At 34.4% G+C, this 16,578-nt stretch carries 8 protein-coding genes; 7 read left to right on the top strand and 1 reads right to left on the bottom strand.

Going from position 1 to position 16,578, the window contains the following annotated elements:
• Positions 1-39 precede the first annotated feature (39 nt).
• Positions 40-2,448, top strand: a complete 2,409-nt coding sequence (locus EV144_RS23195) for a glycosyl hydrolase 115 family protein (protein WP_134151527.1) — start codon at positions 40-42, stop codon at positions 2,446-2,448.
• A gap of 213 nt (positions 2,449-2,661) precedes the next feature.
• Here EV144_RS23195 and EV144_RS23190 read toward each other — a convergent pair whose 3' ends face one another.
• Complete coding sequence (locus EV144_RS23190; RefSeq protein WP_134151526.1) at positions 2,662-3,456, bottom strand: PhzF family phenazine biosynthesis protein; 795 nt, start codon at positions 3,454-3,456, stop codon at positions 2,662-2,664.
• A 475-nt stretch (positions 3,457-3,931) separates the two neighbouring features.
• Between EV144_RS23190 and EV144_RS23185 the strand changes: the two genes are divergently transcribed.
• The 6 genes from EV144_RS23185 to EV144_RS23160 all read left to right on the top strand — a co-directional run bounded on the left by EV144_RS23185 (position 3,932) and on the right by EV144_RS23160 (position 16,526).
• Entirely contained in the window at positions 3,932-6,031 is a 2,100-nt protein-coding gene (locus EV144_RS23185; protein WP_243854740.1) for an alpha-N-acetylglucosaminidase, read from the top strand.
• A gap of 251 nt (positions 6,032-6,282) precedes the next feature.
• The gene (locus EV144_RS23180) at positions 6,283-9,294 is read left to right on the top strand and encodes a SusC/RagA family TonB-linked outer membrane protein (RefSeq protein ID WP_134151524.1); all 3,012 of its coding nucleotides are present in this window, start codon (positions 6,283-6,285) and stop codon (positions 9,292-9,294) included.
• An 18-nt stretch (positions 9,295-9,312) separates the two neighbouring features.
• A complete protein-coding gene (locus EV144_RS23175; RefSeq protein ID WP_134151523.1) occupies positions 9,313-10,926 on the top strand; it encodes a RagB/SusD family nutrient uptake outer membrane protein in 1,614 nt (537 codons plus the stop codon).
• Between the two features lie 256 nt (positions 10,927-11,182).
• Positions 11,183-13,486 (top strand): GH92 family glycosyl hydrolase, encoded by a 2,304-nt coding sequence (locus tag EV144_RS23170; RefSeq protein ID WP_134151522.1) that lies wholly within the window; start codon positions 11,183-11,185, stop codon positions 13,484-13,486.
• 205 nt (positions 13,487-13,691) lie between these two features.
• Positions 13,692-15,962, top strand: coding sequence for a GH92 family glycosyl hydrolase (locus tag EV144_RS23165; RefSeq protein WP_134151521.1), 2,271 nt, complete (start codon positions 13,692-13,694; stop codon positions 15,960-15,962).
• Between the two features lie 6 nt (positions 15,963-15,968).
• Positions 15,969-16,526 (top strand): hypothetical protein, encoded by a 558-nt coding sequence (locus EV144_RS23160; RefSeq protein WP_134151520.1) that lies wholly within the window; start codon positions 15,969-15,971, stop codon positions 16,524-16,526.
• The last annotated feature ends 52 nt before the right edge of the window (positions 16,527-16,578 follow it).

Here is a 16,578-nt window from a genome sequence, read left to right as displayed (position 1 = left end):
AAATCTCCAAAATCTGCGAGAAAAAGAAAAGAATTATAAATGAAAAAACTACTCGTATTCATTTTCGCGATTACAATAGCAAACTCCTACAGTCAGGAGAAAAATATTGTTGAATTTACTATTGCAGATTCAAAAAAAACTCAAACAATTTATATCGATAAAAACACAGATTTATTAATTGTGTGGGCTGTAAATGAAATGGCTGATGATATTAAGGAATTGACAGGAAAGCGACCGGAAATAATTCAAACAAATTCATTTTCAAAATCTGGAATTTACATTGGCCAAATTTCAGATGCGCTTTTTAAAAACAAAACAAATCAAAAAAAATTATCGGGACAATGGGAAAAATTTTCTATTCAAAAAGAAAAAGAAAATTTAATAATAACAGGCTCAGACATACGAGGAACTGTTTACGCTATTTTTGAAATCACTGAACAATTGGGGATTTCACCGTGGAAATGGTGGGCAGATGTAAATCCGATAAAAAAAGAAAAGCTTTCTTTACAACTTCCTCAAAACGGGATAATTTCTTCGCCTTCGATACAATATCGAGGTATTTTTCTAAACGATGAAGATTGGGGATTACAGCCGTGGGCAGCCAAAACTTTTGAAAAAGAAACAGGAGATATCGGTCCAAAAACCTACGAGAAAATCTTTCAGCTTTTACTCCGATTAAAAGCAAATACGATTTGGCCAGCGATGCATCCGTCAACAAAAGGATTTTTTACCATTTACGGCAATAAAGAAATGGCTCAAAAATATCATATCGTTATCGGTTCTTCACATGCAGAACCCATGCTTCGGAATAACGTTGATGAATGGAAACCGAAAATTAACGGTGATTATAATTATTTTACCAATAAAACGCAGGTTGATAAATATTGGCAGGATCGTTTAGACGAATTAAAATCGGCTAAAATTGAAACTATCATGACTTTAGGAATGCGTGGCGTGCACGACAGTAAAATGGAAGGAGCCAAAGATTTGCAAGAATCGATTGCAATGGTCGAAAAAATTATTCTGAACCAACGCGAAATGCTTTCTAATACTTTCAACAAACCTTTAAATCAAATTCCGCAGGCGTTTATTCCCTACAAAGAAGTTTTGGAACTCTATGATAATGGATTGAAAATTCCAGACGATATCACCTTGGTCTGGCCCGATGATAATTACGGTTATATTCGTCGTTTGAGTAACGAAAACGAACAGAAAAGAGCAGGAGGAAGCGGTGTTTATTATCATATAAGTTATTGGGGAAGACCGCACGATTATCTTTGGTTGAGCACTACTCAACCCGGTTTAATTTGGTATGAAATGACAAAAGCCTACCAAAATGGCGCCAATAAAATGTGGATTGTAAATGTTGGTGATATAAAACCTGCGGAATATGATACGGAGTTTTTTCTGGATTTGGCTTGGAATATCAACAGCATAAAATGGGACGGAATTAACGATTATTTGAAAAAATGGATTTCCAGAGAATTCAGTGAAAACATCTCTGAAGAATTGAGTTTTGTTTTGAATGAATATTATCGACTCGCATTTCTAAGGAAACCAGAATTTATGGGCTGGAGTCAAACCGAACCGACGACAGCTGTAAAACTTTCTGATTTTTCTGTTGAAGAATCTATGGACAGATTAAAGTCGTATAACACTTTGATTAAAAAAGTAGATAGTTTAGAAACGTTTGTTCCGAAAGAAAGAAAAGACGCGTGGTTTCAATTGGTCGAATATCCAGTAAAAGGTTCGGCATATATGAACCATAAATTTTTGTATTGGAATTTAGCAGCGATAACAACTAACGCAGATCAAAAAGAAAAATATGCCGTTTTATCTTCAAAAGCGTATAAGAAAATAGAAGAACTAACAGATTTTTACAATACAAAATTAAGCGGTGAAAAATGGAATTATATAATGTCGATGCATCCCAGAAATCTTCCGGTTTTTGATTCTTTAAAAAGAAGTTCATTTTCAAAAGAAGTTTCAGTTAAAACAATAAATGCGATCGAAATTCAAGCCAATCAATTTGTTTCAAAAAAAGAAACAAATGATTATCAATGGAAAACGATAAACGGTTTGGGTTTCAGCAATAATGCGATTACTTTATTTCCGTTTCAACAACATTATTTTAAAACTGAAAAACCTTCTGTTTTCTATGAGTTTGAAATAGAATCAGCAGGAAATTATGAAATAGAAGTTCATTTACTGCCAACACATTCTAATAATTTTGATCACGAAATAGGAATACAGCTTGACGAAAATCCAGCTCAATTTTTCAAAATAAATACTAAAGACCGCGACAATACCTGGAAAGAAAATGTACTGCGAAATAGTGCTATTGTAAAACTCCCAGTTTCAAATCTTTCTAAAGGAAAACACAAAATTAAAATAGAAGTAAACCAAACAGGAATTGTGCTTGATAGGTTGTTGATTGTGAGTTTTTAGTTTTTGAAATTACGGAAATATTAAACCGAACAGGTTTTTAAAACCTGTCGGGTTTGATAAACTATCAAGTTTTACGCTCCTGCAAGGTTTCCAAAACCTTGTAGGTCTAATTTATTGCTAGATTTTTTTATTTTTTAAAATGCGCTTATTTATACCTACAAGGTTTTGGAAACCTTGCAGGAGCGAAGGCCTTTAAGAAAATTAAAGCGTTATTTATTTCAATTCTCCTTCAAAAACAGTAACTGCTTCTCCATAAATGAATACTTTATCCTGAACTAATTCAGTAATCATAGTCCCTGTTCGCAAAGACGATTGAAAAGCCTTAAATATATTTTTATTCAGTTTATCTGCCCAATATTTGGTTAGAAAAGTTTGTACGCCACCCGTTACAGGATCTTCGTTTGTGCCTGCCCACGGCCAAAAATAACGGTAATGAAAATCAAAGTCCTCGTTGTTAGATTGCGCAGTTACCAAAACCCCATTTATACCGCTGTATGAATTAATCAAAGCCGAAAAATCAGGTTTTAAATTTGCAAGTTTTTCCGAATCATCAATTTCAATCAAAATAATTTTTCGATCGGCACAAAGTCTTGTGTTTACTGTATTCTCAATTCCAAGAGCATTAAGTACCGCTTTCGGAACCTCAATTGCTGTGGTTTCATATACAGGAAACTGCATTACTATTTTATCGGCTGCCTTTTCAATCTTTAATTCAATGTTATCGCAATTCACGAAAATAATATTTTCAAGATTTGTAGTATCAAAAATTATTTTGGACGATGCTAATGTTGCATGACCGCATAAAGAAATTTCAGCTTTTGGAGTAAAAAATCGAATGCTATAAATATTGTCTGTTCTATTTTTTATGAATGCAGTTTCAGAAAAGCCAATTTCTGTAGCTATGTTTTGCATTGTGATATTATCCAAATCATTTTCTGCGATACAGACTGCAGCAGGATTTCCTTTGAATTTTTGATTTGTAAAAGAATCAACAAAATACGTTTTCATTTTATTTAAATTAAATGCGAAGTTTAAAAGTACATTGACTATTTATTGTACTTGCGAATGTAAGAGAATTTAAAGAATGTTTGAATCAATTTAAGTTCTTAAATGTTAAACCCGATAAGTTTTTAAAACCTGTCGGGTTTGTTTTATATCAAAAATAATAGAAAATCCAATATGTCTATGATTTTGATTGATACGTCCATCTTTTAAAATTTCATTAACTATAATTTTATCATTAATTAACGATTTGGTTTGTTTTACTTAGGTTTTATTGATTATTAAGGTTTCAATAGAATGTATTTTATGTAAAATATTTTGTTTGGTTTGTTTAAGGGAGATTAACTATATCCATAATCTCCCTTTTTTTATCAGTGATAATTTATTAAATATAAAGAATATGAAAAGAGAGTTTCTGGAAATTAAAAATTGGAATTGTTTAAAAAAGGGTGTCCCTTTTTTTGTAATACTGTTTTTTTTAATGCCAAAATTGTATTGTCAAAATAACGAAAAAACAAAAAGTGCGACAGCTGTATTAGAAAGACTTATTGGCAATCGCGCCAATGAATTTGAATTGATTATTTTAGAAAATAAAGATCAAAACAGTTCGGATTCGTTTGAAATTCTAACTACTAATAATAAGGTAATAATAAAAGGAACTTCAAACACCGCCATTTGCTACGCCGCTTATAATTTTCTAAGAGATATTGGCGCTGTTTTAGTAAGCTGGGAAGGAAATAGAATAAACCTTCCAAAAAAATGGCCTAAATTTTCTAAAAAAGAAACAACACCTTTTAAATATAGAGAGTATTTAAATGCCTGCACTTTTGGCTACACAACTCCGTGGTGGGACTGGAAACGCTGGGAACAAGAAATTGACTGGATGGCACTGCACGGTATCAATTTGCCGACAGCAATGGAAGGACAAGAAGCAGTCTGGCAGGAATTATGGAAAGAATACGGCTTAACCGATGCTCAATTGCAGGAACATTTTGCCGGCCCAGCTTTTTTGCCGTGGCAGCGTATGGGAAATATAAACAGTCTGGAAGGTCCATTACCACAAGAATGGATCAACAAAAAAGAAGAGGTACAGCAAAAGATATTGCAAAGAATGCGTGCCTTGGGCATGCATCCCGTTGTTCCGGCTTTTAGCGGTTATGTTCCGAAGGCTTTTGCCGAAAAACATCCGGAATCAAAAATCAGCGAATTAAAATCCTGGTCTGGCGGCGGTTTTGAAAGCACTTATTTATTAGACTCCAAAGATCCGATGTTTAAAGAACTGGGAAAACGTTTTATCGCTCTTTATACCAAAATGTACGGAGCTTCTGAGTTTTATCTTGCTGATTCTTTTAATGAAATTACACCGCCTGTTTCTGAAGAACATAAATATGAGGAACTGGCAGATTACGGAAATGCAATTTTTGAAACGATAAATGAAGCTTCTTCCGGCGCAGCTTGGGTAATGCAGGGATGGCTTTTTGGAGATAATAAAGAATTCTGGACAAAAGAAGCCACAAAAGCTTTCCTTAGTAAAGTACCAAATGACAGATTAATTATTCAGGATTATGCAAACGACCGCTATAAAGTTTGGGAACACCAAGAAGCTTTTTACGGAAAACAATGGACGTATGGTTATGTACATAATTATGGAGGTTCAAATCCGGTGTACGGAGATTTTAATTTCTACAAAAATGAACTTACAAGTTTATTAAAAAATCCAAACAAAGGAAATGTTGTGGGTTACGGAGTTATGCCGGAAGGATTGAATAATAATTCGGCAGTTTATGAATTTATTTATGATCTTCCGTGGAATCAAGGAAAAGAATCTGTAAACGATTGGATGATTAAATATCTAAACGCGAGATACGGAAAAACTTCTGCGTCTGTTTTGCAAGCGTGGCAATTGGTAATAGAATCTGTGTACAGTACAAAATATTGGGAAACCCGTTGGTGGAATGATAGGGCTGGAGCGTTCCTGCTTTTTAAAAGACCAACAATTACAATAAAAGACTTTAAAGGAAATCCCGGAGACAAGGAAAAACTTAAACAAGCTTTGGATATTTTGAAAAAAGAAGCAAAAAACTACGACAAGAAAAACCTCTACTATTATGATATTGCTGATTTTTCCAGACATTATTATTCATTAAATATTGATGAATTTTTAATGGAATGTGTAAAAGCTTATCAGGCAAAAGACATTACAAAAGGAGATCAACTATTTGCATCAATAGAAAAACAAGCCGTAGCTATAGATAATTTAATGGCTGCGCAGCCTTTAAACAGTTTAAACAATTGGTTAAAAACAGCTTCAGATTACGGTACTACTCCAGACGTTTCAAAATTATATATAAAAAATGCTAAAACCTTAATAACACTTTGGGGCGGAGAAGGACATCTTAATGATTATGCATCCAGATCCTGGAAAGGGATGTATAAAGGATTTTATTGGCCGAGATGGAAAATGTTTTTGCAGGCATTGAAACAATCAGCAATAAATAATACTCCATTTGATGAAGAAAAAGAAAGAGAAACAATCAAACAATGGGAAACCAAATGGTGCGAAAGTGCAGCAATGAATTAGCAGAACATTAACTTCATTTTATATTAGTACGTATATAAAATAAAAGGATTGTTAAAAAAACACATTACCAAAATCGAGATTTGTATTAATAAGATTTTGATTATATAATGAAAAAGAAAAACACTCGTAAAGCCTTATTATCATTGATTTTTATAAAAAAATCCATGTTTCTGAATAACTTGTCCATTTCTTAACATTTCTTTAATATTAATTTCGTCATAACTATTAACCAATTTAACTTAATAAAAAACATGGAAAAACTTAAACTTTTATTATTAGCCTTTTTTCTTGGCATCTCCATTAATACATGGGCACAAAAAACCGATGTGTCTGGTGTTGTATTAGATGAGAAAGGAATGCCGCTGCCAGCCGCTAACTTACTTGAAAAAGGAACGACAAATAGTGCAGCGACAGATTTTGACGGGAAATTTAAAATGAGTGTTTCTAATAAAAATGCTATACTAGTAGTTTCTTTTATTGGTTTTCAAGATTTGACTTTAAAATTAGACGGAACAAAATCGAATTATTCTATTAAACTGGTTCCTAATACGACTAATTTGGAACAAGTTGTTGTAGTAGGTTACGGAAAAGGATCTCGTAAAAACTTAACGACTTCTGTAACTTCTATAAAAGCTGAAGAGTTAAACAGAGGAGCAATTAGTGATGTTGGACAATTACTGCAAGGTAAAGTTTCAGGACTTAACATTTCATCTAGCGGTGACCCAACAAAAACAGCTTCTGTAGTTTTACGTGGAGTTTCTACATTAAACAGTTCACAAGGACCATTTTATGTAGTAGATGGTGTACCTGGAGTAGATATTTCGATCATTGCCCCAGATGATATTGCTACGATAGACGTATTAAAAGATGCTGCTGCAACAGCAATTTACGGTAACCGTGCTGCAAACGGAGTAATTATGGTTACTACTAAAAGAGGCGGAAAAGACAGAACGCAAATTGCATACAACGGTTATTTTGGTTTTGAAGAAGTATCCAACCAGCTTGATATGATGAATGCAGATCAGTTGAGAGCTTTTACAGTAAAAAACAATTTAAACTTTACTCCGGAAAATGACAAAGGAGCAAACACAAACTGGCAGAAAGAAATTTTAAGACCAGGAAGAGCACAATCTAGCAGCCATAACTTATCTATGAGCGGAGGCGGTGAGCACGGAAATTATACAGCAAGTATTACTTCTCTTGAAAAAGAAGGAGTACTTCAAAAAAGTGATTTCTCTCGTGTAATTGCACGTTTGTCTGTAGAGCAGTTTGCATTTGATGATAAAGTAAAATTTGGTTTAAACGTTACCAATTCAAGCAGTAAATATCAAAATGTACCACAACGTAATACTGTACTTTTACAATCAGTAAGTTATCTTCCGATTTCTCCGGTAAGAAATGCCGATGGAAGTTATTTCGAAAATTTTATCAGCACAGGATATTTTAATCCGGTAGCTTTAATCGATCACGGAACAGACGAAACAAAAACAAATAACCTTGTTGGTAATCTTACTGCAGAAGTAAAACTTCCATGGGGATTCACTTATAACTTAAACATTGCACACCAAAAGTTAACAGCTGCACACGGAGAATTCTATGACAGTTATTATTCAAAATACAATAGTGCCAATTTCTACAACAACCCAGATCCACCTTTAACAAAAACATTAATCAATTTTGGTGTAAACGGTTCAGCATTAAGAAACAACTACGAAAATACAAACAATATCATAGAGAGTTTCTTAACATGGGATAAAGCATTAGGAAGCCATAAATTAAAAGCCGTTTTAGGTTATTCATGGCAGGAAAATACATTAGGAGACGGATTTCAGGCAACATCAACTAATTTCCCTGTAGACAATGTAGGATATAATAACCTTGCGTTAAGTAACTATACTTCGGTAAACGGTTATGTAGTAAATTTTGGAGACAGTAGAGCGTATCAAAAAACACGTTTAATTGGAGAATTTGCTCGTTTAAACTACAATTACCAAGACAAATACCTTTTGCAGGGAACAATAAGAAGAGACGGTGGTTCTGTATTTGGAAAAAATAATCAATGGGGGTATTTTCCTTCTGTAGGAGCGGCTTGGAGAGTTGACAAAGAAAACTTTATGAAAAATCAAAACGTTTTCAGCGACTTAAAATTCCGTGGAAGTTATGGAGTAACAGGAAATTCATCAGGATTTAATGCTTATACAGCACAGTTTATCTCAGGAAGTTTAGGAACTTTTTATTACAACGGAGCACAAATTGGAGCTTACGGACCTAATCAGGCAGCAAACCCAGATTTGAAATGGGAAAAAACAGCGACAACAAATATCGGGGTTGATTTCTCTTTATTAAAAGGAAAAATTACAGGTTCTGTTGATGTTTACGACAAGAAAACAACCGACATGATCTTTAATTATGCAGTAAATCCGGTACTTGTACCAGTAGGAACAATTGTAGCAAACGGAGGAACTATGTCTAATAAAGGTATCGAGGTAAGTTTAGGAGCTACTCCTGTAAAAACAGCCAATTTTAGCTGGAACACCAACTTGAATTTAGCAAGCAACAAAAACAAGATTGTAAAATTGACAAATCCTTTCTTTATCGGAGGAGATTCTATCCGCAGAGTACAACCTGACGGAGGCGGACAAACCGGAAGTACATTACAAATATTTAAAGAAGGAAAACCTCTTGGAGAATTCTTTACTCTTAAATATGCAGGAAAAAATGCGCAAGGTGTTTCTCAATATTATGATAAAAACAACAACCTGACAACTACACCGGCAATTGGAACAGATTACCATTATGCAGGAAGTGCACAGCCAAAATTATTATTAGGATGGGGAAATAATTTTCAATACAAGAAATTTGATTTAAGTGTTTTCTTCAGAGGAGTTTTTGGAAACAAAATCTTCAATGCAACACGTGCCGACTTATTCAGACCAAGTACTGCAATGACAAGTAACATTTTAGTTGATGCACAAGATGAATCACCAAATGACCTTAATGCTTACAAATACTCAACGCGTTTTATAGAAGACGGAAGTTACCTAAGATTAGACAACATGACTTTAGGATATAATTTTGGTAAAGTGGGCAGATTTATTCAAAGCGTACGTATTTACGAAACCATAAACAATGTATTCGTAATTACTAAGTATTCAGGAATCGATCCAGAAGTAGAACAAGGAGGAACAGCTCCGGGTGTAGATTCTAATAATTTCTATCCAAAAACCAGAACATTTATGTTTGGTCTAAATGTGATATTCTAAAAATTAAATTGTAACATTATGAAAAAGATATTAAAATATATAGGGCTTCCAGTACTTATGGTTGGTTTATTGTACTCTTGCGAAGATCTGGATGTGCCAATTACAACACAGCTTACACCAGAAGTTTTCCCTCAAAATTCAACACAATACATTCAGACAGCTGGGCCAGTTTATGCAGCTTTCCGTGGTGAATTTTCATTTGCATGGTGGTGGTCACAATCATTATCTACAGACGAATCTATCATGCCTGCAAGAGGAGGTAACTGGTTTGATAACAGAAACTACATCGCCATGCATTACCACGACTGGACACCAGATAATGGTATTATCGGAAGTCTTTGGGACTGGACTTCTAAAGTAATTGGAACCAGTAATCAGGCCGTTTCTATTTTGAATACAGCAATGCCGGAAGGTGCAGAGAAAAAAACATTGATTTCTGAACTTAAAACCATGCGCGCCATTTCTTATTTTATGATGATGGACAGTTATGGAGATGTTCCGTTAGATACCGTTTACGGAGATTTTACGGCACATGTTAAAACAAGTAGAAAAGAGGTTTTTAATTTTATTGAAAAAGAATTAAAAAAAGCAATTCCTAATTTAAATGCAGCTTCTGGAGTTGCTACTTACGGAAGACCAAACAAGCAGACAGCCAATGCTTTGCTTGCTAAATTGTATTTAAATGCAGAAGTATATACAGGAACACCGCGTTATGATGACGCAATTGCAGCCTGCGATCAGGTAATCAGCTCAAACTTATACAATATTGAGCCAAGAGCAACTTATTTGCAGATGTTTTATCCAAATAATGGACCACAGATGAAAGAGTTCATCTTTGCCGTTCCTTACGATCCTACTGCTACAACTGTTGGTTTCAACGGTCAAATGTATCATTCACGTTATGATGTACCGCGTTCTGAAAGAGCAAAATTTGGTCTTTCTTTTACACCAAGTGCACCTAGAAGTACTATACCAGAATTTTATGCTTTATTTAATGATGCAAACGATATTCGTAACAAACAATGGTTAACAGGTTTACAGTTTATGAATGACGGTGTAACTCCCGTAACAGTTACTACAACCAAAAAAGGATACGATCAGTTTTATACAGGAGCAGACGGAAGTGCAGCTTACACATACCAAGTAAACTTAACACCAGATATTATCCTTCGTCAAAGTGTTACTTTGTTTGACTTAGGTAATGATGAAATTGCTTGGAACATGGGGTATAGAAATATTAAATTCTATCCAGATGCAACTTCTACAAGCCGTAATCAAAATAATGACGTACCATTTTTACGTTATTCAGATGTTCTTTTGATGAAAGCAGAAGCAATCCTTAGAGGCGGTGGAGTAACTTTAGGACAAACACCAATTGCATTAGTAAATATGGTTCGTTCTAACCGTACAACTTCTGCAGCATGGAGCAGCGTAACGCTGGAAGATCTTTATAAAGAAAGAAGCCGTGAATTTGCACAAGAAGCTTGGCACAGAAACGATATGATAAGATTTGGAAAATATGAAGGAAAATGGGGTTACAAAACAAATTCTGAAACTTATCGCAGAGTTTTCCCAGTTCCAACAAACGCTTTAGTTTTAAATCCTGCATTGGTTCAGACTACAGGATATTAGAAAATATTTAGTTAGCATTTACAATTTGATTTTGGTTTTTTGAAAAGGAGAAGAAGATTAATTTCTTCTCCTTTTTTTATTAAAATAAGAATTTCAAGATTTAGAAAACCTCACATTTTCATTTTAGCATACAGCTTTTTTTCGCTTAAAGCGAAAGAAAAACATTTGATAAGTTTTCAGTAAATACTTTTAGAAGTATAGATTGAATAAAACAGCAGCATACCAATAGGCAGCCCCGCCATTATAAATAGAATAAATGAAACTAGATAAAATTTATAAAATAGGACGTTTAGGAATAAGTACACTTCTTATTTTTTTAGTGTCATGCAAAGCCGAAAAAAATACTTCATTTCAGAACAAATCAGTTGTAGATAAAGTATATCCTTTGCTGGACACCGAAAATTCAAGATGGTTTTTCTTTTCCTCAGCAAGCCGTCCGTTTGGAATGGTAAATTTAAATCCCGATACCGAAATCAACGGCGATTGGGGAGGAGGCTACAAATATTCTAAAGACACCGTAAAAGGATTCAGCCACATACACGAATGGCAGATGTCAGGAGTCTCTGTAATGCCCGTAACTATTTCAAAAGAAAACAAAGACAAAATTTTTACAGATTTCTATTCAAAATTCAGTCATCAGACAGAAAAAATAACACCGGGATATCATTCATTAAAACTAGAAAGATATAATATAACAGCAGAATTAACCAGCACACAAAGAGTAGGATTTCATAAATATACCTTTCCAGCTGATGCAGAAAAAGCAGTACTTTTTAATCTAAACACAATTTTAGGACCGTGTGAAAACACAGAAGGGAAATTAGAAAAAAACAACGATTACGAACTTTCGGGATCATTAGTTTTAAGTACCAATTTCAGACGTCCGAAACCATTGACCGTATTTTTTAAAATCAAAACAAATGTTCCTGTAACCAATATAGAACGCGATAATGCGACAGGAAATTATTTGGTAAATTTTGATAAAAAAGAAAAAGAAATATTAATGAAAGTTGGTATTTCTTATACTTCAATAGAAAATGCTGCAATTAATATTGATACAGAATTACCAAATTGGGATTTTGAAAAAACAGTTACAGCTTCAAAAAACGAATGGGATAATCTTCTTGGAAGAATAAAAGTTCAAGGTGGATCAGAAACAGACCAAAGAAGATTTTACACTGATCTTTGGCATGCATTACAAGGAAGAAAAATGATCAGTGATGCTAATGGCGCTTATCCAGACAACACACGAGAAAAATTTAGAATAGGACAATTACCATTAGATATAAAAGGAAAGCCAAAATTTAACCATTATAATTCGGATGCTTTTTGGGGCGCACAATGGACAATAAACACACTTTGGGGACTTGTTTATCCTGAAATTATGGATGAATTTGTAAACTCGTTAATGCAGTATTATAAAGATGGAGGAATGATTCCGCGTGGTCCATCCGGCGGTAATGATACCTATGTCATGACAGGAGCATCAACAACACCATTTATTGTAAGTGCCATTCAAAAAGGAATTATAACCGAAGATTTAGAAGGAATTTACAAAGCGCTAAAAGAAAACCATATGCTCAACGGCATTATGGGAAAAGCGGGTTATGAGCATAACACAGACATTGGCGGAGGATTAAAATATTATTTAGAAAAAGGATATGTTCCGTACCCGCTTCCAGAAGGCGATTTCGGAAGTCATCAGGACGGTGCCAGCCAAACCTTAGAATATGCCTACCAAGATTGGACTTTGGCACAATTGGCTAAAAAATTAAATCATCTGGAAGATTATAATTATTTCATCAATAGATCCAATAATTATAAAAATGTATTTGATAAAACAACAGGATGGATGCGCCCAAAAAATGCATCAGGAATCTGGAAAGAAGATTTTGATCCTTACCAATACGAAAACGGATTTATAGAATCAAACGGAGCGCAATCTACTTGGTTTGTACCGCATGATATAAATGGTTTGGCGGAATTAATGGGAGGAAAAGAAAAAGCAGTCGAAAAATTAAACACTCAATTTGAAGCCGCTAAAAAATTAAATTACACTTCTGGTACATCTCACGACGCAGAACTGCACCCAGAGTTTAGCAGAATTCCGATAAACTTCGGAAATCAGCCTTCTATGGAAACTTCTAATATTTTTACTTTATTAGGAAGACCAGATCTTACACAATATTGGACAAGAAACGTAGTAAAAGAAACCTTCAGCGGATTATCGCCAACAACAGGTTACAACGGCGATGAAGATCAAGGATTAATGGGAAGTCTAAACGTTTTACTTAAAATTGGTTTATTTCAAATGAATGGAGGAACAGAAGAAAATCCAGTTTACCAAATATCAAGTCCGATATTCAATAAAATAGAAATTGAGCTGAACCCAAAATATTACACAGGCAAAAAGTTGATCATCAAAGCCGATAATAATAGTTCAGATAATATTTATATAAAAGAAATAAAATTCAACAATACTCCAGTAAAAGATTTCAATATCTCTCAAAAAGAAATTACAGGCGGAGGAGAATTAATTCTAGAAATGTCGAGTAAGTAATTTTGGCCACAGATTTCACAGATTAAACGGATTTCCACTGATTATTTTAATCTTTTTCTCTTTTAATAATTATAAAAAATCCTTTTAATCTGTGGCAAAAATATATGCGGCACCAATAAAAAAGATCAGTGAAAATCCGTTTAATTCGTAAAATCTGTGACCCAAAAAACATGCAGAATTATAATCTGTGGCAAAAAAATAAGCAATGAAAAAATACAGCAAAATTATACTCTTAGGAATATCGTTATTTACCATTACAAATAATGCCCAGCAAAAAGTTTACAACTACGTAGACCCAATGATTGGTTCCGAAGGCGTAGGCAGAGTATTTATAGGCCCGTCTTGCCCATACGGAATGGTAAAACCAAGTCCAGATTGTACAGTGAGTCCAAACAGCGGCTGGTTGCCGTTGCCAAAAGAAGTAACCGGATTCAGTCAGGTACACGTAAGCGGTACAGGCGGAGGTCCAAAATATGGTAATATTTCTATTATGCCATTTTCCGGAGCTTTAGACAAAGTGGATCAAACTTCATACAGAGCCGAAGAAAATGTAAAGCTGGGATATTATGAAACCATTTTCAAAGAAAATCAAATTAAAACCGAAATCACAACAGCCGAAAAAGTTTCGTTTTATCGCATAACCTATCCAAAAAACAAATCAAAAGAACTAAAAATTGATGCCGGTTTTTTTCTTGGTGAAGAAGCAATTCCAGACGGAAGAGAAGCACAGCAGTTTGTAGGATCTCAAATAGAAATTGTTTCAGACAAAGAAGTTAGAGGATACAGCAGAATAAGAGGAGGTTGGAATAATGGTCGCGCTTATACCGTTTATTTTTATGCAGTTTTCGATCAGCCAATTGCAAAATATGTCACGTACAAAGACGGAAAATTTTACAACAATCAAGCATCACAATTTGATTCAGGAAAAAAAACAGCAGCATTGCTTTCTTTTGGAAATGGAGGAAAAGAAGAATTAAACGTTAAGATTGGGATTTCATTTTTAAGCGAATTAAAAGCAAAAAACAATATTGAAGTAGAAATTCCAAATTGGGATTTTAATGCCGTTTTAGTTTCCTTAGAAAACAAATGGGAACAATTATTAAGCAGAGTGCAACTTTCGCCAGATACATCAAACGATTATAAAAAAATGTTCTACACCGGTTTATATCACACCATGATTATGCCTGTTGATAGAACAGGAGAAAACCCATTATGGACAAACAACGAACCATATTACGATGATTTCTATTGTATTTGGGATACGTTTAGAAGTTCAAGTCCATTAATCACATTAATAGATACAAAACGTCAGGTTGATATTGTCAACGGGATGCTTAATATTTACAAAAGAGAAGGTTATCTGCCGGAAGGAAGAAGCGGGAACGACAACGGCCGTACACAAGGTGGATCTAATGCCGAAGTTGTTCTGGCCGATGCTTTTGTAAAAAAGATAAAAGGAATAGATTACGAGCTGGCACTGCAAGCCATGCTTAAAGATGCCACAGTTCCGCCAGGAGGAAATGAAGAGAAAGAAGGAAGAGGCGGGCTGTTGGATTATCTGCGTTTAGGTTACGTTCCTTATGGAACAGACCGCGCAGGAAACCGCACCATAGATTATTCGTACAACGATTATAATATTGCCACAGTAGCCAAAGGACTCAACAAAACAGACTTATACAATCAATACATCAAGCAAGCCGACAACTGGCAAAATCTTTGGCGTTCTGATTATACCAATACAGGATCGACAGGATTTATTATGCCAAAAGATGCCTCTGGAAATTGGCTGGACGATGTAGTTTTTGGCGAATCAAAAATTCAGAAACCCACTTTTAAATATACGCCTGTAATTATAGAATCTCCGTGGTATGTCTGCCATTGGTGCGTATTTTTCTACGAAGGCAATTCCTGGGAATATTCATTAAGTATTCCGCATGATGTTCCGGAATTGGTAAAAAAATCAGGTGGAGAAACGGCTTTCAAAAACAGATTAGATACTTTTTTTGATACCAAATTGTACAACGTTGCGAACGAACCTTCGTTTCTAACGCCTTGTCTTTATCATTGGATCGGAAAACCGTATTTAAGCAGTGACAGAATCAGAGAAATTATTACCAATAATTTTAATACTTCGCACGAAGGTTTACCGGGCAATGACGATTCTGGAGCAATGTCTTCTTGGTTAGCTTTCCACATGATGGGATTATATCCAAATGCCGGACAGCCGTATTATTTATTGAATACGCCGTTAATCAAAGAAACCACTTTACAATTAGCAGAAGGAAAAGTATTTAAGATCACCACTAAGAAAATGAGTGATAAAAACAAATACATAAAATCGGCTTTATTAAACGGGAAACCGTACAACAAAGCATGGATTTTACATGATGATATCGCCAAAGGCGGCGAATTGATTTACGAAATGGATTCGAAACCATCTACTTGGGGAACGACAATTTTACCACCAACAAAATAAGAACAGATGAAAAATATATTTTTAACCTTCTTTTTATGCGGGTTGTTTCAAACCGTTTCAGCGCAAGAATTTATTCCTAAAATAAAAAACAATACAGTACTAAATTATGTCTGTAAGCTTCACGGGCAAACCAGAACTTTATCGCTTACAGCTAAAATTGCCGGCGATACGCTAAAATTAGATTTAGATACCAGAGGTGTAAAAAGTACGATTGTAACAATGCCAGAAGCCTTAAAAAACGGAAATGCATTAAGTTATAATCAAGGGGAATATGCGCCTGTTTTAAAATTGAAATCGAATGAAACTTTCTTTATGATTTCAAAATCTGCGTATCAGGATTTACTAAAAAACAGCCAATTTGTTTATAACAATACAACTTATGTTTTAAGTAAAAGCGAAGATAAAGTTGTGATAGACGGAAAAACTGTGGAAGCTTTTCACGTAAGTGCCCAAATTGACCAAACCGAAATGTGGATTGTAAAAAATCCAGAATTTCCTTTAATCTGCAAAGTGACTAAAAATCCATTAGGGATTAATTGGACTTTAGTAAAAGTAGATAATTGATTATTTAGACCTAACAGGTTTTTAAAACCTGTTAGGTCTCCATTGAAACTAA

Source organism: Flavobacterium sp. 270 (assembly GCF_004368785.1).
Lineage (GTDB): Bacteria > Bacteroidota > Bacteroidia > Flavobacteriales > Flavobacteriaceae > Flavobacterium.
Note: the sequence above shows the minus strand (reverse complement) of the source record. Positions and strands in the feature narration are given on the sequence as shown.